Origin of the sequence: Enterococcus sp. DIV0240d (assembly GCF_051711245.1) — a bacterium.
Classification (GTDB): Bacteria; Bacillota; Bacilli; order Lactobacillales; family Enterococcaceae; genus Enterococcus_D; species Enterococcus_D casseliflavus.
In genome coordinates this window covers 2,761,748-2,785,363 of the sequence record NZ_JBIOMG010000001.1, presented here as the reverse complement: position 1 = coordinate 2,785,363, position 23,616 = coordinate 2,761,748, and the positions used below count along the sequence as shown (strand labels likewise).

39 protein-coding genes are annotated in these 23,616 nt (G+C 39.2%); 31 read left to right on the top strand and 8 right to left on the bottom strand.

What is annotated here, in order from left to right:
* The first annotated feature begins 6 nt into the window (after positions 1–6).
* Positions 7–918 carry a C40 family peptidase gene (locus IGJ25_RS13380; protein WP_225001398.1) on the top strand — a complete coding sequence of 304 codons (912 nt, stop codon included), beginning with the start codon at positions 7–9 and terminating at the stop codon, positions 916–918.
* A 36-nt stretch (positions 919–954) separates the two neighbouring features.
* Entirely contained in the window at positions 955–1,719 is a 765-nt protein-coding gene (locus IGJ25_RS13375; RefSeq protein ID WP_081116489.1) for a serine hydrolase, read from the top strand.
* 53 nt (positions 1,720–1,772) lie between these two features.
* On the opposite strand, the gene IGJ25_RS13370 is transcribed toward IGJ25_RS13375, so the two are convergent.
* Entirely contained in the window at positions 1,773–2,474 is a 702-nt protein-coding gene (locus IGJ25_RS13370; protein ID WP_010749712.1) for a GntR family transcriptional regulator, read from the bottom strand.
* 171 nt (positions 2,475–2,645) lie between these two features.
* Here IGJ25_RS13370 and IGJ25_RS13365 point away from each other — a divergent pair, with 171 nt between their 5' ends.
* Complete coding sequence (locus tag IGJ25_RS13365; RefSeq protein WP_081116488.1) at positions 2,646–3,950, top strand: PTS sugar transporter subunit IIC; 1,305 nt, start codon at positions 2,646–2,648, stop codon at positions 3,948–3,950.
* A gap of 15 nt (positions 3,951–3,965) precedes the next feature.
* The gene (locus IGJ25_RS13360) at positions 3,966–5,381 is read left to right on the top strand and encodes a glycoside hydrolase family 1 protein (RefSeq protein WP_081116487.1); all 1,416 of its coding nucleotides are present in this window, start codon (positions 3,966–3,968) and stop codon (positions 5,379–5,381) included.
* A gap of 53 nt (positions 5,382–5,434) precedes the next feature.
* Here IGJ25_RS13360 and IGJ25_RS13355 read toward each other — a convergent pair whose 3' ends face one another.
* Together IGJ25_RS13355 and IGJ25_RS13350 are read right to left on the bottom strand one after the other, a co-directional pair.
* Positions 5,435–6,535: a mandelate racemase/muconate lactonizing enzyme family protein gene (locus IGJ25_RS13355; protein WP_081116486.1), complete on the bottom strand. Its 1,101-nt coding sequence runs from the start codon at positions 6,533–6,535 to the stop codon at positions 5,435–5,437.
* A 508-nt stretch (positions 6,536–7,043) separates the two neighbouring features.
* Positions 7,044–7,412: an ACT domain-containing protein gene (locus IGJ25_RS13350; protein WP_225001397.1), complete on the bottom strand. Its 369-nt coding sequence runs from the start codon at positions 7,410–7,412 to the stop codon at positions 7,044–7,046.
* Between the two features lie 491 nt (positions 7,413–7,903).
* On the opposite strand from IGJ25_RS13350, the gene IGJ25_RS13345 reads away from it, so the two are divergent.
* A complete protein-coding gene (locus IGJ25_RS13345) occupies positions 7,904–8,149 on the top strand; it encodes a hypothetical protein (protein ID WP_010749707.1) in 246 nt (81 codons plus the stop codon).
* Between the two features lie 666 nt (positions 8,150–8,815).
* Here the strand turns inward: IGJ25_RS13345 and IGJ25_RS13340 are convergent.
* The 4 genes from IGJ25_RS13340 to IGJ25_RS13325 all read right to left on the bottom strand — a co-directional run bounded on the left by IGJ25_RS13340 (position 8,816) and on the right by IGJ25_RS13325 (position 11,756).
* Positions 8,816–9,952 carry a tyrosine-type recombinase/integrase gene (locus tag IGJ25_RS13340; RefSeq protein ID WP_438779411.1) on the bottom strand — a complete coding sequence of 379 codons (1,137 nt, stop codon included), beginning with the start codon at positions 9,950–9,952 and terminating at the stop codon, positions 8,816–8,818.
* A gap of 106 nt (positions 9,953–10,058) precedes the next feature.
* Complete coding sequence (locus IGJ25_RS13335) at positions 10,059–10,931, bottom strand: hypothetical protein (RefSeq protein WP_428208838.1); 873 nt, start codon at positions 10,929–10,931, stop codon at positions 10,059–10,061.
* 91 nt (positions 10,932–11,022) lie between these two features.
* Positions 11,023–11,406, bottom strand: a complete 384-nt coding sequence (locus tag IGJ25_RS13330) for an ImmA/IrrE family metallo-endopeptidase (RefSeq protein ID WP_428208837.1) — start codon at positions 11,404–11,406, stop codon at positions 11,023–11,025.
* Between the two features lie 38 nt (positions 11,407–11,444).
* Positions 11,445–11,756, bottom strand: a complete 312-nt coding sequence (locus IGJ25_RS13325) for a helix-turn-helix domain-containing protein (protein ID WP_428208936.1) — start codon at positions 11,754–11,756, stop codon at positions 11,445–11,447.
* 288 nt (positions 11,757–12,044) lie between these two features.
* Between IGJ25_RS13325 and IGJ25_RS13320 the strand changes: the two genes are divergently transcribed.
* Genes IGJ25_RS13320 through IGJ25_RS13305 form a run of 4 tightly spaced genes read left to right on the top strand, consistent with a single transcriptional unit; the run spans position 12,045 to position 12,958 of the window.
* Complete coding sequence (locus IGJ25_RS13320) at positions 12,045–12,248, top strand: helix-turn-helix domain-containing protein (protein WP_428208836.1); 204 nt, start codon at positions 12,045–12,047, stop codon at positions 12,246–12,248.
* Between the two features lie 14 nt (positions 12,249–12,262).
* A complete protein-coding gene (locus IGJ25_RS13315; RefSeq protein ID WP_428208835.1) occupies positions 12,263–12,502 on the top strand; it encodes a DNA-binding protein in 240 nt (79 codons plus the stop codon).
* A gap of 37 nt (positions 12,503–12,539) precedes the next feature.
* Positions 12,540–12,755 (top strand): hypothetical protein, encoded by a 216-nt coding sequence (locus IGJ25_RS13310; protein ID WP_438779410.1) that lies wholly within the window; start codon positions 12,540–12,542, stop codon positions 12,753–12,755.
* Between the two features lie 32 nt (positions 12,756–12,787).
* The gene (locus tag IGJ25_RS13305; protein WP_438779409.1) at positions 12,788–12,958 is read left to right on the top strand and encodes a hypothetical protein; all 171 of its coding nucleotides are present in this window, start codon (positions 12,788–12,790) and stop codon (positions 12,956–12,958) included.
* Here IGJ25_RS13305 and IGJ25_RS13300 read toward each other — a convergent pair.
* Positions 12,939–13,190: a hypothetical protein gene (locus IGJ25_RS13300; protein ID WP_438779408.1), complete on the bottom strand. Its 252-nt coding sequence runs from the start codon at positions 13,188–13,190 to the stop codon at positions 12,939–12,941. The genes IGJ25_RS13305 and IGJ25_RS13300 overlap by 20 nt on opposite strands.
* Positions 13,191–13,259: 69 nt before the next feature.
* Between IGJ25_RS13300 and IGJ25_RS13295 the strand changes: the two genes are divergently transcribed.
* The 22 genes from IGJ25_RS13295 (at position 13,260) to IGJ25_RS13190 (ending at position 23,607) form a co-directional block, all read left to right on the top strand.
* Positions 13,260–14,171 (top strand): hypothetical protein, encoded by a 912-nt coding sequence (locus IGJ25_RS13295; RefSeq protein ID WP_438779407.1) that lies wholly within the window; start codon positions 13,260–13,262, stop codon positions 14,169–14,171.
* Positions 14,156–14,671 carry an ORF6C domain-containing protein gene (locus tag IGJ25_RS13290; protein WP_438779406.1) on the top strand — a complete coding sequence of 172 codons (516 nt, stop codon included), beginning with the start codon at positions 14,156–14,158 and terminating at the stop codon, positions 14,669–14,671. Before IGJ25_RS13295 ends, IGJ25_RS13290 begins: the two co-directional genes overlap by 16 nt.
* Positions 14,671–14,859 (top strand): hypothetical protein, encoded by a 189-nt coding sequence (locus IGJ25_RS13285; RefSeq protein ID WP_438779405.1) that lies wholly within the window; start codon positions 14,671–14,673, stop codon positions 14,857–14,859. Before IGJ25_RS13290 ends, IGJ25_RS13285 begins: the two co-directional genes overlap by 1 nt.
* Positions 14,860–14,969: 110 nt before the next feature.
* On the top strand, positions 14,970–15,401 hold the full coding sequence (locus IGJ25_RS13280) for a hypothetical protein (protein WP_087664308.1): 432 nt from the start codon (positions 14,970–14,972) through the stop codon (positions 15,399–15,401).
* Positions 15,398–15,622 (top strand): hypothetical protein, encoded by a 225-nt coding sequence (locus IGJ25_RS13275; RefSeq protein WP_438779404.1) that lies wholly within the window; start codon positions 15,398–15,400, stop codon positions 15,620–15,622. The genes IGJ25_RS13280 and IGJ25_RS13275 overlap by 4 nt, the downstream gene beginning before the upstream one ends.
* 125 nt (positions 15,623–15,747) lie before the next feature.
* The gene (locus IGJ25_RS13270; protein WP_438779403.1) at positions 15,748–15,930 is read left to right on the top strand and encodes a hypothetical protein; all 183 of its coding nucleotides are present in this window, start codon (positions 15,748–15,750) and stop codon (positions 15,928–15,930) included.
* Between the two features lie 135 nt (positions 15,931–16,065).
* Positions 16,066–16,191 carry a hypothetical protein gene (locus tag IGJ25_RS13265; RefSeq protein ID WP_438779402.1) on the top strand — a complete coding sequence of 42 codons (126 nt, stop codon included), beginning with the start codon at positions 16,066–16,068 and terminating at the stop codon, positions 16,189–16,191.
* A complete protein-coding gene (locus IGJ25_RS13260) occupies positions 16,188–16,454 on the top strand; it encodes a hypothetical protein (RefSeq protein WP_231477769.1) in 267 nt (88 codons plus the stop codon). The genes IGJ25_RS13265 and IGJ25_RS13260 overlap by 4 nt, the downstream gene beginning before the upstream one ends.
* A 73-nt stretch (positions 16,455–16,527) precedes the next feature.
* A complete protein-coding gene (locus IGJ25_RS13255; protein ID WP_438779401.1) occupies positions 16,528–16,863 on the top strand; it encodes a hypothetical protein in 336 nt (111 codons plus the stop codon).
* On the top strand, positions 16,860–17,555 hold the full coding sequence (locus IGJ25_RS13250) for a DUF1071 domain-containing protein (RefSeq protein ID WP_438779400.1): 696 nt from the start codon (positions 16,860–16,862) through the stop codon (positions 17,553–17,555). Before IGJ25_RS13255 ends, IGJ25_RS13250 begins: the two co-directional genes overlap by 4 nt.
* 5 nt (positions 17,556–17,560) lie before the next feature.
* A complete protein-coding gene (locus IGJ25_RS13245) occupies positions 17,561–18,238 on the top strand; it encodes a putative HNHc nuclease (RefSeq protein ID WP_438779399.1) in 678 nt (225 codons plus the stop codon).
* Positions 18,239–18,240: 2 nt separating this feature from the next.
* Positions 18,241–18,870 (top strand): hypothetical protein, encoded by a 630-nt coding sequence (locus IGJ25_RS13240; RefSeq protein ID WP_438779398.1) that lies wholly within the window; start codon positions 18,241–18,243, stop codon positions 18,868–18,870.
* 10 nt (positions 18,871–18,880) lie between these two features.
* Positions 18,881–19,675: a conserved phage C-terminal domain-containing protein gene (locus tag IGJ25_RS13235; RefSeq protein ID WP_279280340.1), complete on the top strand. Its 795-nt coding sequence runs from the start codon at positions 18,881–18,883 to the stop codon at positions 19,673–19,675.
* Positions 19,665–20,903 (top strand): DnaB-like helicase C-terminal domain-containing protein, encoded by a 1,239-nt coding sequence (locus tag IGJ25_RS13230; RefSeq protein ID WP_438779397.1) that lies wholly within the window; start codon positions 19,665–19,667, stop codon positions 20,901–20,903. The genes IGJ25_RS13235 and IGJ25_RS13230 overlap by 11 nt, the downstream gene beginning before the upstream one ends.
* Positions 20,904–21,152, top strand: coding sequence for a hypothetical protein (locus tag IGJ25_RS13225; protein ID WP_438779396.1), 249 nt, complete (start codon positions 20,904–20,906; stop codon positions 21,150–21,152). It abuts the gene before it with no gap.
* A 122-nt stretch (positions 21,153–21,274) separates the two neighbouring features.
* The gene (locus tag IGJ25_RS13220) at positions 21,275–21,520 is read left to right on the top strand and encodes a RusA family crossover junction endodeoxyribonuclease (protein WP_438779447.1); all 246 of its coding nucleotides are present in this window, start codon (positions 21,275–21,277) and stop codon (positions 21,518–21,520) included.
* Positions 21,514–21,777: a hypothetical protein gene (locus IGJ25_RS13215; RefSeq protein ID WP_438779395.1), complete on the top strand. Its 264-nt coding sequence runs from the start codon at positions 21,514–21,516 to the stop codon at positions 21,775–21,777. The genes IGJ25_RS13220 and IGJ25_RS13215 overlap by 7 nt, the downstream gene beginning before the upstream one ends.
* The gene (locus IGJ25_RS13210) at positions 21,774–22,220 is read left to right on the top strand and encodes a single-stranded DNA-binding protein (RefSeq protein WP_438779394.1); all 447 of its coding nucleotides are present in this window, start codon (positions 21,774–21,776) and stop codon (positions 22,218–22,220) included. The genes IGJ25_RS13215 and IGJ25_RS13210 overlap by 4 nt, the downstream gene beginning before the upstream one ends.
* Positions 22,221–22,231: 11 nt before the next feature.
* Positions 22,232–22,387: a hypothetical protein gene (locus tag IGJ25_RS13205; RefSeq protein WP_438779393.1), complete on the top strand. Its 156-nt coding sequence runs from the start codon at positions 22,232–22,234 to the stop codon at positions 22,385–22,387.
* Positions 22,371–23,189: a DNA-methyltransferase gene (locus IGJ25_RS13200; protein WP_438779392.1), complete on the top strand. Its 819-nt coding sequence runs from the start codon at positions 22,371–22,373 to the stop codon at positions 23,187–23,189. Before IGJ25_RS13205 ends, IGJ25_RS13200 begins: the two co-directional genes overlap by 17 nt.
* The gene (locus IGJ25_RS13195; RefSeq protein WP_438779391.1) at positions 23,186–23,425 is read left to right on the top strand and encodes a hypothetical protein; all 240 of its coding nucleotides are present in this window, start codon (positions 23,186–23,188) and stop codon (positions 23,423–23,425) included. Before IGJ25_RS13200 ends, IGJ25_RS13195 begins: the two co-directional genes overlap by 4 nt.
* Positions 23,422–23,607 carry a hypothetical protein gene (locus tag IGJ25_RS13190; protein WP_144772202.1) on the top strand — a complete coding sequence of 62 codons (186 nt, stop codon included), beginning with the start codon at positions 23,422–23,424 and terminating at the stop codon, positions 23,605–23,607. Before IGJ25_RS13195 ends, IGJ25_RS13190 begins: the two co-directional genes overlap by 4 nt.
* Positions 23,608–23,616: the final 9 nt, after the last annotated feature.

Genomic DNA, 23,616 nt, shown 5'->3' with positions numbered 1-23,616 from the left:
GCAAAGATGAAACAAATTGTTCAGGCTGGCTCTTCCTTCTTATGGAAGGAACCCAAAGAAAACAAAGTACTAGCAAAAATCAAAGCATTTCCTTTAGAAGCGCTGCACACTTTTTTGACTGATGAAGATACGATGCGGCTTTATCAGGAAAGCTTAGTGGACTCCGAAGTATTATATGGGACGATAGTAGAAGTCATCACCCAAACGGATGGTTGGTCCCATGTGATCGTCTTGGATCAAAAAAGCAATAAACACCCACTCGGGTATCCCGGTTATCTGCCGAACGAGGTATTGAAGCCATTGCCACCAGATTATGCAACAGCTAAAAGAAGGATTGGGGTGATTGCAAAAGAAGCCGTGCTTGTTTTTGACTCGACCACACGACTTGTTTCTTTTGGAACAGTTTTACCACTTGTTGGGGAAACCGCAGATTCCTATCAAGTGGCTACGCCTAATGGACCAGCAACGATCGCTAAAGCTTTTGCTCACGTCCTATCGGACACATGGGCAAAGCTCCCAGAAAAAATAATAGCCTTGGCAGAACAATTTATAAACCAGCCCTATGTCTGGGCAGGCATTAGCGGCAGTGGCTTTGATTGTTCTGGATTCATGTATTCGCTGCATCGACTTCATGGTATTTTAATCCCCCGAGATACGATCGAGCAAGCACAACAAGCAAACATCGTACCTTACAGTCAGGCACAACCAGGGGATCTGCTGCTGTTTGCTTATGAAGAAGGAAAAGGCGAAGTCCATCATGTCGGTCTATATTTGGGGGATGACGAAATGATTCATTCAAGAACACCTGGGTCACGGGTCATGAAAACCAAAATCACTGGCTCTAATTATGAATCAGAACTCGCAGTTGCGGCGCGTTATTGGCAAAACCAGCCGAATGCATCACAGGAATGCTCATGAACATTCTTTTCATGATCGTAAGGAAAGGGGCATTTGATGGGAAAAGATGACTTGCGTGTAGCAATTAAGCCTATTCTAGAAAACTATCAGACAACCTTGGAAATGGGTTTATGGATCGGTACGCCAACGGAATGTCTTGTTGACTATCAGAGTCAAAAGTCGTTTTCGGCAGCGAGTATCAGTAAGCTTGTTTTGTATGCCTATTATCTTGAACAGATTAACGAAGAAAAAATCGATCCGCAACAGCTGATCGGTGTGAACGCCGTTGATCTGACAGGTGGTGCTGGGGTGATCCGTCTTTTTCCTCAGAAGAAAGGTTGGACCATCAGTGAACTTCTCACGGCGATGATCGCCGTATCTGATAATACTGCGACCAATGTACTATTGGACTTAGTAGGGTTGCCCACGCTTCAGGCCTGGATTCAGGAGCCAGAGATTCAATTTGAACGGTATATGATGCGACCGATCAAAGACAAAGAGAACCGCTTGACCCCCTCGGCGGCTGCTAAACTACTACTAAGGTGTGTTAAACGAGAAGAAGCTGCACTAGGGTTTTCACCCTTAAATCAGCAGCAATTTCAAGAAGGATTAGCGGGAAATTTTGCGGAAACTGCGCAGCCCGCTTGCCGCATTTTTAATAAGACAGGCCGTCTTGACCGCATCGAACACGATGTAGCGTATTTACAAGCCAATGAAACGAGGATCATCATTGCGGCATTTTCCTATGATAAAACCGGTAGTGGTCAAGGGATCAGTTGGCTAAGAGAAATTGGTCAAACAGTCTATCAGCAATATTTTTAAGTAAAATGCGCTGCGTATCGCTCCTCACTTAGAGGCACTTGATCCGCAGCGTATTAATTATTTACAACAATAAAATCCCCCATATCATAGCGGTGCCGTGATTGGGAAAATTCAAAAGGCGTCCCATCGCCGAGGTAAACCGTTTGCTCAACTTCTAAAATGGGATCGGTGGCGGCACAAGCTAAGTATTGCTGGTCATAGGTGTCTGCACGATCCGCTTTGATACGACGGACAGATGTTCCAATCGAGGAGTGGAGTTGGTTCGTGATGTAGCTATAGACTGAAGAGGATAAGACTTCTTCGGTAATGCCAGGAATGACATGAAGCGGCATGATGGTATATTCTAAAACAACGGGTACATCGTCAAATAGACGCAGACGAACGATATCATAAATTTGCTGGTCACTGCGAATTTTTAGTTTTTCTTGTTCTTTCTCATCGGGAAAAAGAATGGCAAAAGAAATGATCTTGCTGGTGATTTTTCCTGTCTCTCCAAGGCGCTTCGTCAGCCCGCGATTGATCTTGGCGTTGTAATCGAAGGTTGAATAGGAATCACTGATAAACGTACCCGTGCCTTTTTTACCGTAAATAATGCCTTCCATTTGTAAAATATTCAATGCTTTTTGAATTGTCACGCGGCTCGTTTGATAATCCGCAGCCAGTTCGGATTGCTTCGGCAATTTTTTCTCTTCTTCGTAAAACCCGTGATTGATTTTGCTCCGTAAATCGGCAGCGATGTCATGGTAGTTCGCCATTTGCTTCACCTCAAAATAATAATAAGTGATAAAACGAAGTATGTAAACTTGGAGCTTTACATACCCTGTTTTGAAGGCTTTTCCTGCGTTTACATTCTTCAGGAAATGAATTACATTTGTAATGTAATCGTTTTCTAAAAATTGAAGAATAGGGGTATAGGAGGGAGTTTTATGCAAGGATTTATGGATCGACTCGCTGACGTTTTAGGAAAGTTTGCCAATAGGATCAACAATTTACGCTACATCATGGTCATTAAAAATGCCTTTGCTGCTTTGATTCCAGTAATCATTACAGGAGCGTTTGGTACATTGTTTTCAGCAATGGTTTTTGATGCTGAAAATGGATTGGCACAAATCGAGGCACTGCGCTTTTTAGAAAGTTTAAAACCGATCTCATCTGCGGTCAGTTATGTGACGTTGAGTTTCTTAACGATCTATGCAGTGTTTCTGATTGGGATTGAGCTAGCAAAATTAAATAAGATTTCTGGGGTCTTTCCAGGAATCATCGCAGTAATGTCTTATCTTTCTGTTAATCCAATGATCTTTGAATTTTTGCACGAAGATGCTACGGTGGTTGCCGAAAACGTGCTGGCTAAGCAATATACTGACACGAAAGGCCTATTTTTAGGCATGTTCGTTGCGATCGTTTCCATCGAGCTTTATGCGTGGTTAGGAAGACAAAAACGGCTGCAGATCACGATGCCTGATAGTGTTCCTGGGAATGTTTCGGCAAGTTTTTCGGCATTGTTTCCAACGATTTTCACCGTGACCATCATCGCCACCGCTGGTTTTGCTATCAAAGCACTCACAGGGATGTATGCTTACGATATCATCTACAATGTCGTCCAACGACCACTGGAAGGGATCGTCCAAGGATTGCCAGGTATCTTGTTGTTGATGTTTATCGCACAAGTTTTTTGGGTCATCGGGATTCATGGGAACCAGATGGTCAAACCCATTCGCGAACCATTGTTGCTGGCAGCGATCGCTGTCAATACGGAAACTTTTGAAGCTGGAAAAGAAGTACCCAATATTATTACGATGCCGTTTTGGGATATGTATATGAGTATGGGCGGCTCTGGGGTTACGATTGGGTTGCTGATTGCGATTTTGATCGTCGGCAAGCGGGAGGACATGCGCCAAATCACTAAATTGTCATTAGCACCTGGGATTTTCAATATCAATGAGCCAGTGATCTTCGGAATGCCAATTATGCTGAATCCCATTTTGGCGATTCCCTTTATCCTGACACCGTTAGTAACAGGAACGATTGGGTACGTGGCGACAAGTCTAGGCTTTGCCGCTAAAGCGGTGGTAATGGTCCCATGGCCGATGCCACCGATCGTCAATGCTTATCTAGCTACTGCTGGGGATATCGGGGCTGTGATCACGCAAGTTATCTGTATTGTCGTGGCAATTTTGATCTATCTACCTTTTGTTTTGGTAATGAATCGTACGACCAATGAAGTTGCATAAAGGAGTTTTAAAAAAATGGTAAAAATACCTGAAACATTTATTTTAGGGGCTGCTTCGTCTGCTTGGCAGACAGAAGGCTGGCAAGGAAAGAAAGAAGGGCAAGATTCGTATCTCGACCGCTGGTACAAAGAAGAACGCTTTGTCTGGCATAATGGCTACGGGCCGGCTGTTGCGACGAATTTTATGGAAAAGTTTTCAGAGGATGTTGAACTGATGCAGGAGGTTCATTTGACCCATTACCGAACATCGATCAACTGGGCGCGCTTCTTTACCGACCATGAACAGCTGATCGTTGATGAAGATTATGCTGCTCATATCGATCAGCTGATCGACCAATTGCTTGCGGCTGGGGTCGAACCGATGCTTTGTTTGGAACATTATGAACTGCCAGCTAGTTTGATGGATGCCTATGATGGCTGGAGCTCGCGGAAAGTGGTCGATCTATATACTCGTTATGCCGAAATCGCCTTCGAGCGTTACGGTGATCGAGTCAAACAGTGGTTTACCTTCAATGAGCCGATCGTTATTCAGACTCGTTGCTATCTCGATGCGATCCGCTGGCCCCATGAGCAAAACACAAAAAAATGGATGCTTTGGAATTATCACAAAGTATTGGCTTCCGCCCAAGCGGTGGCTGTCTATCATGAAAAGGGCTACGAGGGGCGCATCGGTTGTGTGCTAAATCCAGAAATGGTTTACGCACGCTCTTCCTCACCAGAGGATCAAAACGCGCAAAAAATGTACGATCTTTTTTTCAACCGAATCTTTTTTGATCCAATGGTTAAGGGGCATTATCCAGATGAACTTATCACACTTTGCCAAACCTATGACATCTACTTTGATCCGACAGAAGAAGATTTGGAAATGATCCGCACCCATACGGTGGATTTCTTAGGTGTCAATCAGTACTACCCGAAACGCGTGCGGGCACCACGATATCAATGGCATTCGGATACACCATTTCATCCAGAAATGTTTTATGAGACCTTTGATTTGCCAGGAAAACAAATGAATAACTCCCGTGGCTGGGAAATCTATCCGAAGGTCATGTACGATATGGCTAATTATCTTAAGGAGAATTATGGCAATATTCCATGGCTGATCACTGAAAATGGTATGGGGCGGGAAAATGAAGAACAGTATATGGATGCCACAGGTCAAGTCCAAGATGACTATCGGATTCAGTTTATTACCGAACATCTTTACTGGCTGCTAAAAGCCGTCGAGGAAGGCGCCAACTGCGAAGGCTATATGCTTTGGGCATTTACCGATTGTGTTTCACCTATGAATGCGTTCAAAAACCGCTATGGTCTTGTACGAGTCGAGCTAAATGAAGAACGGACTCGGTCATTAAAAAAATCAGCCGCTTGGTATCGTTCCCTGATTGATGAACGGTGGCTTCCATTTGAAGAAAAACCATTGATTCTGTAATAAAAACCCACGCCGATTTCCTCATCCTAAAGGAAATCAGCGTGGGTTTTCAGTTAAAAGGGTTGTTTATGAGGAGCAAGTTTCTCCCAGTCAAAGGTGACGCCAATCCCTGGTTCTTCTGGTGCAATCGCACATCCATCGGATGGATCGATCACTAACGGTCTCGTGGTGTATTGATCGATTGGGAAACTGTGCATTTCGAGATACCCAGCATTAGGCATCGCTGCTAGTAGACTAACGTGCAATTCTTGCATGCCATGTGTAGAAACAGATAAGTTACTTGTTTGTGTTAAGGCAGCAATTTTCAACCAGCCGGTGATCCCACCGCAATTGGAAGCGTCGGGTTGCGGAAAATCGACATTGCCATATTTGATCATATGAGCAAATTCGATAGGGGTGCGCAAGTTTTCTCCGCCTGCCACCGCAATTTGCCCTTCTTTAGCGATACGAGCGTAGCCTTCGTAATCTTCGGGGATCGTTGGTTCTTCAAGGAACAAAATGTCATAAGGCGCCATCAGTTTGGCGGCTTTGATCGCTTTTTCAACAGACCAGCTCATGTTGGCATCCACCATAAAGACAACATCGGGACCAATCAATTCTCTGACCGCTTTTATTCGAGCAATATCTTCGGCAAGTGTTTTTTGTCCCAATTTGATTTTGACCGCTTTTAATCCCATGTCTAAATATTTTTGATTATTGGCTAAGAGTTTTTCAAGAGGAAAGTTTAGATCAATCGCACCACCATAGCATTTTACTTTGTTGCTTGCGCCGCCTAAAAGTTTGTAGAGGGGTTCTTGTGCTTTTTTCGCACGTAAGTCCCACAAGGCGATATCACAAGCCGCAATGGCGAAACTTGCTAAACCGCCTCTGGCAACATAGTGGATTCCCCAGTTCATCTGATCCCACAAGGCTTCCACACATGCTGGATCTTTCCCTAAAAGGATCGCTTTTAGTTCTTTATCGATCAGTTTGGCGATCGATTCGCCACCGAAGCCACCAGTATACGTATAGCCGACCCCTTCACGTCCATCATCAGTAACGATCTTGACGATAGGCACTTCAAAGTGGGTGTGTAAGCCATGCTTCGCATCTTCCATGATTTCTGGAAGAGGTATCCGATAATACGCTGTTTGTACATCTGTAATTTTTGCCATTAAAAATCCTCCTCAAATTAATGTTCACGTGTGCATTTTAATGTTAACGTTTGCATAACCATGTTAGCATGGGAAGGCGAGATTGACAAGGCTGAATTTCCTCAAATTCAAAACTTTAAAAGAAGGAGGATCGCTATCGAAGGGATCGCATCTCATCAACTGATGCTTCATGGAACCATTTAGAATATAAACAGATATAGGGAATATTAGCTAGAAATGAAGTGAAACCCCTATAAATTGTCACAAAATAGCATTTTGTTTATTTTTAAAGCATAGTTATTGAATAAAAATCATTTTTGTATTATGATTATCTTAACAACGAGCAATGAAGAGTACTGGGGCAAATGAAAGCTTGGGGAAGTCTTTTATTTGGGATACCCAGTACTCTTATCTTTGTTAAACGACAAGTGAAATACAAAAGAACGACTGAACTTCTTTGGTTCAGTCGTTCTTTTGTATTTCATAAAGCGAGCGAGAGTAACTTATCGTAAGGAAGAACAAGTTTTTCTCAATTGACAAAGGAATAATCATTGGCGGTTAAAACAGTACGAGCTTGTTCTACCTGATGTTCCTTGATTAAAATATAATCAGTATTGAAGGTAGAAACAGCAAAAATACTGATTGACTCCTCGTCTAGAAGGGAAGAGATTTTTGCAATAATGCCAATTAAGCTAAAATCCAGCACACCAATTATTTTCATCGCTTTCCATCCATCTTCTCTGTTTAGTGTTTCAGCTGGAACCTTTGCCGTTGGTAACACCAAAGAAAGTTCTTCTGACGTATGGGCAAAAAATAGAGGAACGATCTTCAGTATCGAAGGATCAATACGCTCTACTTGGATGACAGAAAAAGAGGGTGCCAATAAGGTTAGTTTCATCTAATCACGTCCTTCGTTTGATGCAAACATCATATCAAAGGATAAGAAAGAAGGGAAGGCGATTATCATTTGATCACGTACGATTCTAAGCGTTGTGTCGTTTCTGCGAGACGTAACAGACGGGTAGATTCTATACAGAAGAAAATAAGCGGTTAAAACTGATGGGTATACCTCTGTTTCTGGAGAAGAAGAAATATCAATTGGATCCGCAATCTATGCTGAATCAGATTTGAAATCAATCGAGTTAATAGAAGATAAATAGCACTCAATCATAAATCAATGGTTGAGTACTATTATTGTACATAAAATTATGGTGGACAGAGGAATGGAATATAAATCACTAATTGTTTGATTGGAAGAAAAATTGATACTGAGGATCATAAAGAGAAGAAGGAACATGCTAAATTTTACGAAGACCTTACAAGATTCAAGGAGAAGGTAAAGAACGCTCTGTAATATTTTGATAAACTTTAGTCAAGGAGGTGTGATAAATGGATAAATTTTTCAACTTTATTGAAAAAGGACTTTCCGAAGAAATTAATTTTTTTATGTTTTCCATAGATTTGGAACATTATTTAGTCGATCACTACGAGGAAATGTATACCGAAAACAAAGAAGCTACATTGTACCTGAATGATTTACTTCCTGATGAGGCTGAGAAAATGGAACCTGGAATGAATCCAGATAGTTTTTGTGAACGAGTAAAGGAAATTGTAGAGAAATCGAAAACACTTTAATTAGCACTTTTTTTGCTGAGGCAGAGTCAGATCAAGCCAGCAACGAACTATCATAGATTGTTGATGATCAAGCAGATTATGAAACTTACATCAAGCTTTGATGATAAGAAACATCTTCAAAAAATTTCATGCGATGAGGCAGGGAAAATAACTATTGTAGAAGCAAAGAAAGCCGTTGAGAACGCAAAACAGGAGTGAAAAAAAGTGTATCTAAAGATACTAAGGAGTAAAAAGCCTTAAATCAAAAATAGAGTAAAAAAATCAGTCCAAGAAAAACTCGCAAAAAAGAGATTCGTATACAATTTGGTGAAAAGGTACGCCATTGAAGAGCCTTGATTGCTTAAAAAAAAGCATCTGACTTCACTTGAACAATTAATGTAGGTTCAATCGGTATAAGAAATACAATCTAAGAAAAGCGAGGAATAGCACATCGGTTTAAAGCTGATAATTAACCACCATTTGACTACCAAACAAGAAAACTACGAAAAACATTGGGGAACTAAAAATACAAAAAAAGCGCTCAAAACCTCTTTAAATCAAGGTTTTGAACACTTAGGAAAAACTACGAAAATCTAATCGATTTTTCTTTATGGAGATGGCGGGAGTCGGTAAAACGTTGATATCATAATGCTTTCAGCTTTTTGACTACCAAATTGACTACCAAAATTAAAAATCCACATAAGTATTGAATCTATTTGCCAGCTGTTCTTTTGCAGTTTTTGAAACGTGAGTATACACATCCATCGTGGTTTGAATATCTGAATGACCTAACCTCGATTGAACATCTTTGATAGATGCCCCAGCTTCAAATAGGAGAGAAGCGTGAGTGTGACGAAAACCATGTATTGAGATCTGTTTGAAATCTTCGGGTAATTTTTTCATTGTGACTAAGTACCATTTTCTAGGTTTGGCTGGCGAAAGAATTCCACCGTCTTCACTTTGAAAGATTAAACCATCCGGAGATTTCTTTTTGAACTCTTTTAATATAGCGATTGTTTTGTTATCTAATGAAATCCTACGAATAGAAGAAGGCGTTTTTGGAGTTTGAACATAAAGTCCGCTAGCGCTTCTGGACACAGCTTTATTAATGTTGAGTGTTTGATTTTTGAAATCAATGTCAGTCCATTTCAACGCTAGCGATTCACCTTTGCGTATTCCGGTAAAAGCCAAGAGACGAAAGTATACATATGCTCTAAAATTGCTATCACTTTCTAAAGCAGACATAAATTGTTTTAACTCTTCTTTATCATAGAAGTTTAAATCCTTATCCTCGGTTACTTCTTTTTTTCTAACAGGTTTCTTTATTACCTTAGTTGGATTCATGTTGATCAGCTGCATACGAATGGCGTAGTCGAAAACTAGACCAGCATAATTCATGACCATGCTTGCTCGAACCAATTTTTTATGCCAAATATTCATTTGGTTTTGTACATCCATAGGCTTTATTTCTAGAATGTTTTTTTCACCAAATGCAGGAAGTATATGATTCTTAAAAACACGTTCGGTCTTTAAAAGAGTTGAGGCTTTAACTGTTGATTTGTATTCCTCATACCATAAGTCATATATTTCTTCATACGTTTGAATCTCGGGCTCCTCAGCAACCTCTTGTTTTTGCATACCATTTACTTCTAAATCAGCTATTGCTAAACGAGCTTCTCTTGTTGTCTTAAAACCACGCCTTGTTGTGCGAATTGGCTTTCCTGTATCTGGGTCTGTCCCTAGGTACAGTTGAAACATATAAGCTTTTTCGCCATTTTTTTTGATGTACTCTTTTATTCGGATATCTTGCTTTTTCTTAGCCAATTGCTTCAACTCCTTAGTTTTGTTACAATAGGCATAGCAAATAAGCCTATTTGTTTATTGCTTAGCACGCTCTCGTCCGCCAAGATAGAGGGGCGTGTTTTTTTATTTAGTTAAGTTCAAAAGAATCTACTACTACAGCAGGCACTGTAATTTCTCCGCCGATAGCAGAAGAATAAGTATACTCACCGTAAGAGACACCTCGAATTGTGATGTAGTCATCTTCTAAAAGGCGATTGTTCGATAACTGATCCTCTGATATTTCAATCAAGATAACTTGATCGTAGTTATCATCTATAGCGAATCTAAATTGAGAAACATCTTCTCCTTTAATCACTTGAATGATTTTTCCGTAGAATTTAACTTTTTCAAGCATATACGTATCAGGATTTCTAGCTAAGTTTTCATAAGTAATGCCTGTGTCATAACTTGCTTTCTCTTCTTCAGCAGCCTTGCGTTCAGCTTCTTCCGCTTCTTTCTTTTCCTTTTCAGCAGCAGCTTTTTCTTCGGCTTCTTTTGCAGCCTTTTCTTCAGCGGCTTTTTTCTCTTCTTCAGCTTTTTTCTTTTCTTGTTCTTTTCGTTTAGCTTCAGCTTCAGCAGCGGCTTTTTCTAACGTTGCTTTTGATTTCACAATCACTTTTTTCGTATCTGTTCCATTGGACACTTCATACGTGACATCTTCAGTTTCTGGAAGTGAGGCTGTCATGCTAAAAGACCCAGAAGCAGTTGGCTCGATTTCTGTTACTAATTCATCACCTTGACTTACGGTAATTTTACTTTCTGGATCAGCTTTACCAGACAAGTTAAAATTATTGTTTTCCAAGTAATGTTGAGGTTGGTACACACTAAACTCAATTTTTTCTTTGGTACTTGAAATAGTTGTAGATTCTACATCCTCGCCACTTGTCACGGAAGATTTTTCTGGTGTACATCCAACAAAAAATAAAGTGCTAAATAGTAACCCAAAAACTATTCTTTTCATTATTTTTCCTCATTTCTTTGATATAATATATTTGTACAATCTCAGAAATGAGTAACCCTTATCGAAGCGGTAACTTCGGTAGGGGTATTTTTTATGCGTAATTGCTCATACTCTCTCGAACGTATCCTTCTAAAGTCCACGGGATATTGTAATGCTCCATAAAGTTAACCGCATTCAATTGTTCTTTCTCAAAATCATATTCATTTGACCAAATATATAGTAGGATTTCAATCGCAATTCTATTGGCTTCGAATTCTAACTTCCGCCTGCCATAGTCAGTAGCGTTGTAGTAATCGGATAATTCTTCATGCTTCTTAATACAATGACCCAACTCGTGTGAAATTTCAAAGTCAGAATTCATTTCGAGTAATCTATTGCTTAAAAAAATTGTTTTTTCACTAGCATAATATATACCGCTTCGATCCATATCGACAAAGATCAGATCCAAACCCATATCATTTACTATTTTTAGCAAATGATGATTAACCTCGCACATATACACATCACATCACTTTACTTTTTTTCAGCAGCACGCTTAGCGGCAAGAACTGATTTCAAAAATTCTACTTCTTCATCGGTTACTGGTTCGCCGTCAAAAGCGAATACGGCATGCTTTTCTGCTAAAGAAGCTTTGTCTTCTCTGCCTAAAAGATAATCTACGCTGACTCCAAAGTAATCAGCAATTTCTTGTAACCTTTCAGCTGAGGGGTTAGTTGTCTTTAATCTATAAAGGACGTTTTTTCCATACCCCAATTCTTCTTCCACAGTATTTAAGGACTTTCCTTGATTCTTTGCTAAATTTTTTATTCTCTCAAACGTTGTCATATCAATATTCCTTTCATTCAAGAAAAAATATTTAACAAAAAATGTTAAAACTGTTGCTAATTTTAACATGAGGTGTTAATATAATTCTTGTAAACAAGTTTAACGACTAAATGGACAACAAAAACACCATTGATGATTAAACGCCAACCGCCAAGAAAGCTTTAAAATCAATTGTTTTATGTCTTATTTAACTATGGACTAATTTTAACACTAGGTGTTAAAACAGTCAACAAGTTTGTATATAAGTCGTTAAATTTGTTTACGAAATATGTGAAAGGAGATTTAGATATGGCTGACATTGCAGAAATTACACAAAAAGACAGGGAAAAAATTAAAGCGTATGTTGATAATTCGCCTTTCTTAACATACACAACGCTTGCGAAAAGATTCAACATTAGCAAGAGTAATCTGTCTTTGATTTTGAATGGCAAACGGACTTCTGCGGAAGCAAACAAAATTATTGATTCGATCATCGCAATGTATGAATTGTAGTTAGGGGGAAAGACATGCCGGATATTGATGAAAAAACTATTCAACTTATTTTAAAAAAGTACGTTCCTAAGCGATACCTGAATCAGCGTGAGGCTTGTATCTACGCTGGGACAAGTCCAAAGACTATGAATGCATGGATTAAGCGAGGACTGAAGCAAATCGTTCTTGATGATGAGAGTAATCCAAAATACGATGTTCGAGATATCGACGCTTTCATGGAAGAACACAAAATCGGGATCGGGAAGCACCACTGACTGATAAGGAAATTATACCAAAGAAAGGAGAATAAAAATGAATGATAAAGAAAAAGAACTAGAGAAAATCGGCGACCAGATTCTGGAAAAAGCGGCAGAAATGACTTCTCTAGCAAATGAATTATATAGGCTAATCGGTCATGTTAAAAGCGGCAATTATGAATGGACTGCAGATGGGAAGATATGTAATCAGCTCGTTGAGGAAATTAATTTGGCGCTAGGGTCTAAAGTGGAATTGAAAAATGATTTTTGAGTTAATGCCAAGAAAAGAAGGGAAGAAAAATAATGGATAACGAAAAAATCGAAATCACAATCAAAGCAACACCAGATGAATTAGCAAAATTGCTCCAAGCTATCGGAAGTAGCAAGGAGCAGACTAAACGCAAACATCCAGAATCGAAAATAGAATATGATCCGCAAACAGGTGAAGGAAAGCTTATTCCTCAAAAGAAATAATAACCTTCTTGCTTCGTACCGGTATTGTCTGATTGAATTTGCGGTTCGAATAGATAGTTAAAAACTCACTATCACGAGCAACACATATTACAGTATCATCTTCGAATTCTTGAAGAATCATATCGTGGTTGAAAGTAAATAATGTACGAGTTTTATCTGGCACCTCAATTTTGAATTCATTTACGAACTCTATGGGCAATTCAGACTGGAAATCCAATTTATAGTCTTTCAAAGTTGCCACCTCCTTATCAATTATTTCAGCCTGTCACACTGATAAGGAAATTATACCAAAGGAAGGAGAATGACATTGAATGAAGTTTCAACAAATTTTGACTATTCAATAGTAGATGATACCACTGCTCAATTTTTAAAACTAAAAGAACAGGAACTACAATCAATCGTTCTAAACAGTTCAATTCAATTAGGTGAGAAATTAATTGAAGCACAAGAAAAACTAGCTAGTTTCAAAACAGGTACATTCGAGAAATGGTTCATTTCAATTGGATTGAAAAAAACTAGTGTGTACGCCTACATCAATCAAGCAAAATTCGTTCGCCAAATGAACGAATACAAACAAATCGAAATGTTCCAAGAACTACCAACCACACTTAAAACAGAAATATCTAAACCGTCAGCTAAACCAGAAGCGGTAGAAATGGTGCTCTCAGGTGATATAAAAACCACCAAAGAATATCGAGAGCTTGAGAAACAGCTAAAAGCAAAGGATGAGCAAATTAAACTACAAGCACAGATGATTGATGATCTGAATGAGCAAGAAACGGAAGTAGTTGAAAAAGAAGTCATTGTCGAAAAGGTTCCAGACGACTATCAGCAGCTTAAGCAATCTACAAAGATCGTTGATGAAATCACCAGAGAAAACCAAGCGCTTAAAGCTGAACAGGAAGCTTTGAAACAACGTATAGCGGATTCCGAAAAAGCGTTGCAAGAAAAAGCGAAGGTTGAAAATGATGAACTAGAACAAGCACAACTAAAACGGTTGAAACGTGATGCTGATATCAGTGTTCATAAACTCATTATCAATATGAATCAATTTGTTAAAGAACAAGCGGTAACGGTATACGATTCGCAAGCAATCGCTGGTGCGAACGATGAGACAAAGCAAAAACTCACAGATTCAATTTCCAGAGTTGAAAAATTATTAAAACAAATCAAACAAGAAATCGGAGGAGAAGTAGCATGGGTAATCAATTAACTAAAAACAACACGATCGCATTGATCCACACATTGGAAACACAAGGCAAACAAAGTGAAGCGCTGGTAGGTTTGTTGCGTGAAATGGGAAATATCAAAGAAGAAATGATTGAGCTGAAAGACGAAGTAAAAGAACACGTCAACGAAAGCCGCTCGTTATATGAAAAAATGTCTGAGCAAGTCACTATCACGTATGAAGAGCAAAAGGAATTGCGCTCAATCGTCAGCAAACTAGCCATTAGCTTAACCGAAGAACATCAAAAGCGCCAAGGTAAAACATACAGTGGCAATCTATTTAAAGCTTGGAAAGGCATGTTCATGAGTCGTATCCACTCGAAGCTTAAGAAACGCATGAACGTTGTCCGTTATACGTCGATTAAGCGAGTAGATTTTGATGAAGCCTTAGCTTATTTAAATGTACTAACCTACGATCATTTTAGTCTAACGGATCTTCAACCAACGCCTGCAGTATTGAACGTTTTGGAATTGGAGGAGAAATAATGGAATTCGATAACGTCAAAGATGCGCTAAAAAGTGCAATGGAGTATGCCGAATCATCGAATTTACAAGTAGACGGAAAACCAGCGACTTGCGAAGACTTTCAAGAGCTTATGAAAGATCATATCTATGCTATTGCAGATTTATTAGGAATTGATGAAGTGGCCGATCGCAACTGGAGTATTGGATAAAGGAGGATGTCATTTGGTGACAATAGTTTCTTTAATTTCAATCATTCTAAGCTTAGGTTCAATTCTTTTGAATATTGACACAAATAAAAAGATGAAAAGGAGATACAACATTGAAAAACAAACTAGCAAAAACAACAGCAATCATCGGACTAGCACTAGGTAGCGGCGTTATCGGCTACGCAGCAAGCAACGCATTTCAGGATTTGGACACGATCAAGGCAAATTTCAACACAGTCTTGCAATACGGACAAACGAAATCGCAACGTGTGTCAGAACTCGAATCACAGCTATCCAACAACATTCTCACACAGGAGCAGCTGAAAGCCGAAATTGAACAAATCAAATCGGACAAGCAAAAGGAAATTGAAGCCAAGCAACGGGAGATCGAACAAAAGCAACAGGAGATCGCTACAAAGCAACAGGAAGCCGATAGCTTGCGCCAACAACTGAACACGGTGCAAAACGACAAGGAACAGTTAGAACAGCGTGTGAGCGAGTTACGGCAGTATACGGATCAAAAAGTAGGGGAGTTGGGTAAATGATGGCAAGAAAGGCAAAGAATAGATACCGACTAACAGTTGGTGGTTTAAAGGTTGAACTTTCGCTTTTGAAGGAATACACAGATACAGCTAGTGATCTAGATATCGCAAAAACTATCTTACGTCACATGAGGTTCTATTCGGTTTATGAGTCGGTATCCGAAGGAGCGCCTTTTGATTTAAAAATGATTCGAGCATCTAAAGCAAACGTTGAGAAAGGATGACTAAAAATGATTAAAAGAATCACTATATCAGTTGAGGAAGATAGCGGATCGAAAATGCAGCATACCGTCTCAACAAGAGAAGAAGCGCTTGCTTTGATTGATCGATATTTCAAGGAGGAGTCAGTATGACATTAGTAAATGTAATTTTCATCTTAGCAATTACTTGGGTGATCCTGTTGCTTGTCTTTACTATAGTTATGTTGGTGCATATGCACAAAGAATATAAACGAATGGATGAGCAAATAGAACGTCGCCGCAAGGCTTTTGATGATCATTTAGATGAAATAAGAAAGAAGGGATTAAAGTGAACAAGATATGGCTGGCAAGTTTAACAACCGACTTATTTTATAAAGCACGCCAATTACAGGCAATTTCTTATGCAAGTCTCGGCTTGAATATTGTTCTGTTGGTAGTCCTGATTTGGATCATGGGGGTTAAATAGTATGACCAGAGCTGAAGCGCTACGTATAGGCAAAGTAATTGCTGATCGCTGGTACAAGCATAACAAGCCGTTGATTCAATCAAGACAGAATATTGAACGGATGAAGAAACGGAGGGGGACTTCATGAGTGAAGATGAAATTTTGAAATTGGTCCAAATCCTGATCGGTAGCACATCAGCGACCGGTTCGCATGGCGAGGACATGGATCGCATAGTTCCGAACGTTAACAAGTTGGGCATTATTGCGGTTGAGTTAATAAGCAGCCTAAGAACGATTGCTGATGCCTGGGAAAACAGACAAGAAGCATCGATTCAAGCGGTAGGTAAAAAAGCTAGATATTGGATTAATTTTATTGAAACCGAGGTATTGGAAACAAAAAAGACCGACTAGCCGGCAAGCTATAGTCAGTCAGAAACGAAAAAATATTTACCTAAGTTTACCACAAATCGAGAGGAGTGGGAAGATGTCAGATTATATCGCAACAGATTACGACAACCTGCTGCAAGACGAAAGCAGTCATGTGATGCCTAATATCCATTCTTTAGACGACAACGAGGAAGAAGTAGACCTGTCAGCACATTGGAATGAGGACGATAACGGAACGATTGTTCATGAATCGGATTGGATGTTTATAGGGTATCGAGAAAACAAAAATGGCACGCTTGCTAAATATGTCGTACAGCAAGAGAATTTCTTACTTGTAGTTGATGAGTATGGACCAAAATCACTGAGGATGGACACGATGAAAATTATCAGTGGTAAAGAATGGCTGAAACAAAGACAGGAGGAATTTAAGTGAGCGAACAGTTTACTGAAAAGCAAAACGAGATATTTAACTTCTTGTTTACCTTAGATGTCAATAACCACGTTGAAAAGAAAAAAACAGGAAGTGTACAACTCAGCTATCTTTCTTGGGCGTGGGCATGGGCTGAAGTGAAAAAGAAATTCCCAACGGCGGAGTACGAAATAGAAAAATTCGATAATAGTCTTCCTTATGTTTTTGATCCCAACACTGGCTATATGGTTTTTACGAAAGTCACAATCGAAGGTCTTTCACACGAAATGTGGTTGCCAGTGATGGACGGAGCTAATAAAGCGATGAAAGCTAGTCCATATACCTATGACACAAAGAAAGCCAAAGGGTTAAGAGTTGATGCAGCTACCATGTTTGACATTAACAAAACGATAATGCGCTGCCTGGTAAAGAACTTGGCAATGTTTGGATTAGGATTGTATATCTACGCTGGTGAAGATTTGCCTGAATCCCCATCAGCTAGTAAAGAGCAACTGGAAGAACTGAAATCGTTGTTTGAAGAAGCATCAAGCTTGCTGAAACGATCACCTAAGACATTTGAGAATCAAGCTTTGGCACACTTTAATTATTCTGGAAAATTCGAGGATATCAACGAATCATTTTACGAGTTGCTAAAAGAGTATACGCAAAACGGCATTGATCAAATGAAAGCTGCTCAAGAAAACAAAGAGAAGTGATGTAAATGAACAATCTTTCGTATCTAGCAAAAATAACAAAAGTTGATGAAGATAAAGTTACTTTGCAGCTCAAAGAGTCGCTAAACATCGAACGACTCAAAACAATCTTTGATGGATATGATGGCGAAAGACAAGCGGAAATATTCATCAAAGACCCACGAGGCTTCACAGTCGAACAAAGGAAGTTTTTCTTCGCTTTGTTAAACGATATCTACAAAGAGACAGGGCTGTCTATTGACGAGATGAAAGATTATATCTACTCAATGTTTAGATACGCCACAGGCAATAATATAAGCCTCTCAAATCAATCTGTATCGACAGTAGATGATGTTTCATATTTAACGAATCTCGTACTTGATTTCATATTTGAGCACGATATTCCTTTCAAGGATGGATACGAGGTTCCACCGCAAAACATTCAGTATTTCTTCTATAAATGTGTAATGAATCGAACCTGTTGCATCTGCGGTAAAAAGAACTCTGACATCGATCACTTTGAAAAAGCCCTAGGAAGGCGTAAGCGGAAAGAAGTTGATCACACAGAATTTACTTTTGCAGCACTTTGCAGAACCCACCACGGCGAGAAGCATCAAATGGGGATTACGGAGTTTAAGAATAAGTATCACGTTATCGGGATCAAACTGAATCAAGACGAGATTAAGAAACTTAGGATAGGGGGATAAAGATGAAAAAAACTGATATCTATAATTTTAGACAGTTGTTCTTTTTAGATAAATATCTAATGGGGCACAGAGGTTATATAGCAGGAGGATGCTTTAAGAATATTTTTAACGGAGAAAAAGTAAATGATATCGATATGTTTTTTAGGCAAGAATCTGATTTTCTTCAGAGTAAATCTTACTTCGAAGAATTAATAAAAAAAGAACCAAACAGTTGGAGGAAATCGTATGAGAACAAGAAAGTTTGGTCTGTTTATTCAGAAAAAGATCAAATCAGAATAGAACTAATCAAAAGCGTTTTTGGAAATCCCGAAGAAGTAATATCTGATTTTGATTTTACTATTACGAAATTCGCATATTATTCGGAATACAAAAAAATCGAAGAGGATAATTACTTAGCGCAATTTGAAGTAGTTTATCATGACGATTACTTTGAACACCTACAAACAAAGAGATTGGTAATAGATGCTGACATCCCATTCCCTATATCAACTTTTAATCGTAGTTATAAATATCAAAAATACGGTTATGGGCTTTGCCGCGAAAGCAAAGTGAAACTAATACAATCTATATTTGATTTACCAGCAATAGACGCAAGTGAACTAGGTTTATCTTTATACGACGGCAAAGATTAGGAGGGATAGAGTGTCTGATAAGCAAAAAAAACGATATTACTGGCTCAAACTCAAAGAGAATTTTTTTGAAGAAGACACAATCGAGTGGTTAGAAGAACAACCAAACGGTAAAGAGTACTGTCTGTTTTATTTGAAACTTTGCCTTAAATCATTGAAGACTGAGGGAATGCTCGTCAGAAACGTTGGCAATATGATGATCCCTTACGATCCAGAGTCATTGGCCAAGTTAACAAATTCTAGCGCCGACACCGTAAAAGTTGCAATGGATCTATTCCACAAAATTGGACTGATACAAATTATGGATGGCGGAGAAATTTATCTGAGTCAACTTAACGAATTAGTTGGCTCAGAAACTGAATATGCTATTCAAAAAAGACTTCAAAGAGTAAAGGAGGACAATGTCCAGAAATTGTCTGGAAAATGTCGCCTAGAGAAAGAGTTAGAGAAAGAGAAAGAGTTAGAGAAAGAACTAGATATAGATAAAGAGAAAATACCATACAGCGACATCATCAAATACTTGAACGAAGCAACAAGTAAATCATTCAAAGTTACTCAGAAATGGAAAGACCTGATCAAAGCAAGATGGAACGAAGGTCAACGATTAGATGATTTCAAAAAAGTAATTGATGTGAAAACAAACCAATGGTTGAACAACCAAGAAATGAATAAGTACCTAAGACCAGCAACACTCTTTGGAAATAAGTTTGATGATTATTTGAATGAGTATCGCCCACAAGTTAATTCTTCAATCTCCGATGAAATTGCTGAATCTCAAAGGAGGTTGTCTGAAGCCTATGAACAATGAGTTGAAACTTGTGGCTGAAATGCTAAACAATCCATCGATCATTACCAACATTGATATTGATTCAGAATGGTTTGAAAGTCCTCAGTGCAAACTGATTGTAGAGTCAATGACGAGACTGCGAGGAATGAAATACACCACCGAACAGGTTCATCGAGAAATGCGAACCATTGACTACTTCAAAGCAGGGACAGCTGATGAATTAGACATCTTGAAGAATTCTGCGAATCAGCTTGGGATTGAAAGAGAACTAGCACGGATCATACACAATGATTATCTTGATCGCAAGTTGCATTCAGCGTCCATAAAATACGCTGAGACGCTTTCTAAGACAGATGGGGATAAGTTATCCAGATTACTAGAAGAAAAGCGTGACGTGAACCATATTAAGTCTGACGGCAAACTGGATAAAGCTTTTGCAGAGTTTACAGATAGCTTGGATAAACCTAGCGAGGTTATGACAACTTACAAACCTTTAGATGCATTTCTTGGAGGAGGCATCACAGGAGGAAAGCTAATTGTCTTGGCTGGGCGACCAGGTACAGGTAAAACAGCTTTCGCATTGAACATTATGCATAGACTATTTTCAGACAATGACAATGTGCAGTGTGATTTCTTCACTTTTGAAATGGGCCAAAACGAATTGATTAAGCGGCTTATCTCGAAAGAAACAAGAATCAACTCTATGCTGTTCGTTGGAAATAATAAACTGTCAGACGAAAACAAGGTGAGAGCCAGAAAGTCATACGAGGATATGAAGAACAGATTTGATATGCGAGTGTACACTTCGGAATATTCCAATCTAAACGATATCAAGTATGCGATCAAGCAGCGATTAAGCGACAAACGGTACGTAGTGTTCGTGGACTACGCTGGGCTGATAACTGTCAATGATACACGCAAGAACGAACGGCAAGTCATGAACGAGGTTACACGAGAGCTGAAGAAACTGACAACTGATTATGGAATCACGATCGTTTTGTTGGCCCAGCTAAGTAGGGCGGTAATGAACAGAGAAGATAAACGTCCGATACTTAGTGATTTGAAAGAATCAGGCTCGCTTGAACAAGATGCAAATGTTGTGCTTTTGTTATCTGCTGATGAAAAAGAAGAACGCAAGATACGGTGTGATGTGGCCAAAAATCGAGAAGGGATGACAGGCATAGCACCGTTTATATTCGACAAGAAATATATGGATTTCTCAGTAGACTTTGACGAATGGAGAGGTTAGATGGACGGACAAACATATCTGGCTATCTTCAAAGAAAACGGCCTTGTGCGATCGGAATTGGTTCGAACAATTGAATCGCAAGTCAAGACTTTTGATCAATGCGGAATGCTAGATAAGGCCGAGGAAGCAAAATGGGTAGCAATCGAAGCTGCAGAAGAAGAAAAGAAAAAAGGACATCCGATCATGCAGGGCAATGAAACGAAAGAACAAATCGCACAACGATACTTGAAAGCGAGGGGAATGTTCTGATTATCACGATACCAGGAGAGCTAACAGACTTAAACAAATTCATCAATAGCCAACGGACGAACCGCTATGCAGGCGCTAAGTTGAAGAAGGAGAACACGGAAAAATGTTGCTATGCATTCTTGATGGCTAAAGCGGCAGGCCTGAGAGTGACAACACCAATCAACTTGAAAATCACTTGGTACTGCAAAAATAAGCGCAAGGATAAAGACAACATTGCGTTCGGGATCAAGTTTATCTTGGACGGAATGATTGAAGCGAGAGTGATCGCAAATGATGGATGGGGCGAGATTGCCAACTTTGAGCATCGGTTTGAAGTGGATAAGGATTGTCCGAGGATTGAAATTGAATTGGAGGAAGCAGAATGTTAAATATGAGGGTTTTAGATTACCAAATTACTAGTGATGAAAATTCTGTATCAGTTAACAAGGCAAGAATAAGTGAGAAAAATGGTAAAGAAGTTTTCTCGCTAGTTGGGCATTATCCGACTTTAGAAATGGCATTAAGAGGAGTTCAGAAACACTACACGCTAGGAGAAGGAACAGATATACAAACTATCAGTGAATACCGAAAGGCTTTGGCAAAAGTTCATGAAGCATTTCAAATCGAATTGGAGGAAGAAAAATGAATACAGTAAATTTAATCGGCAGATTGGTAAGAGACAACGAATTGAAGTACACGAAGTCGGGCAAAGCTGTGGCGACAAATACGCTGGCTTTAGACGATGGATGGGGAGAAAACAAGAAATCATATTTCATTCCGATCGTAGTGTGGGAGAAACAAGCCGAATCACTAGCCAACTATACAAACAAGGGATCGAAAATTGCTGTCAACGGTAAGCTGACTAGCAGAAGTTATGAAACGCAAGATGGGCAGAAAAGAACGATTATCGAGGTTGTGGCAAATCAGTACGGCGGAATCGAGTTTTTAGATACCAAAAACAACGGTGGTGGTGTTTCAAACAACCAAACGAGTAATAATGCCAACGCACAGCAAAACCGCAACAACGCGCAATCAGACCCATTTGGTAATTCGTCTATCGAGATCGATAGTCAAGACCTTCCATTTTGAGAGGTGAGCAGATGACACCGACACAAGAAAGCATACGCAAAATGTCAGATAAAGACTTAATCTGGCAAAAGAAATCAGTCGCAAGCCACCTGGAAAGAATCGAATTGTATTATCAATGGCTGACTGAAGAAATGGAACGGAGGAGTAAAGATGAAGATAAAGTGTGAATTATACAACGATAATTTTCAAAATAGGAAAAAATACAATATCCCAAAAGCACAGCTAGTGATTGCTGATATACCGTACAACTTGGGGAATAACGCATTTGCAAGCAATCCTAGTTGGTATGTTGGTGGAGATAATAAAAATGGAGAATCTAAGAAAGCAGGAAAGCAGTTTTTTCCAAGTGATAAAAACTTCAATTTAGTTGAATATATGCACTTTTGTAGCAAGTTGCTAAAACCAGAACCTAAAGAAAAAGGCAAAGCACCAGCCATGATAATGTTTTGCTCATTTGAGCAAATGGCTCCGCTGATTGAAGTTGCAAAGCGATACGGATTTAAAAAAAGTTATCCTTTGTTGTTTATCAAGAAGACAAGCTCGCAAGCGTTGAAAGCAAACATGAGAATTGTTGGAGCAACAGAATATGCAGTTGTATTTTACAGAGACAAATTGCCGAAATTTAACAACGATTGGCAACAAGAAGAAACTGGCAAAAAAATGGTTTTAAATTGGTTTGAGTGGAAGAGAGATAGTTTGAAAGAGATACCTAAGATACATCCGACTCAAAAACCAGTAAATTTACTCGAAAAATTAATAAAGACTTTTACAGATCCCGGAGATGTTGTTATAGATCCGTGTGCAGGAAGTGGGTCTACACTTTTAGCAGCTAAAAAAAATGAGCGGCATTCGTATGGATTTGAAATTTACAGACCTTTTTACGAAGAAGCAATAAACAAAATGCTGCCTATCGGGGATGAGAAAGAACATCAGATGGACATATTTGAAATATTGGAGGAAGTCAAATGAAACTAGCAGACACAGTAACAGGCGTACAAGATGGCAAATACAACCCGCCGCCCCGTGTGGTCAGAAAGCAACGGAGAGTAAAACCGTTACAAGAATACTGGTGCGTGACGGAACGGCTTAGAACGCCATTTAAAGCGATATGCGTAAAGGTGCTGACCAACTCGGCAATCGTCAGATTTGGCAGTGAGCAGACTGTAGTCAGGTTCAGGGATATGAAGAAGGTGGACGAATCATGAACATTATTGATATTTTCTGGAAAAACGTCGCTTGGCATTTAGGTAATAAAAATGCTGTGCTAACCAAGACACAAATGATTGCATACAGAAAGAAAGCAGGCGTGACCTTGACCACAGTTCAAGAAATTGCTGAAAAGCTTGATATTGATGATTACGCCATTTTATTTGAGCAGGTGGATTGAGTCAGGAAT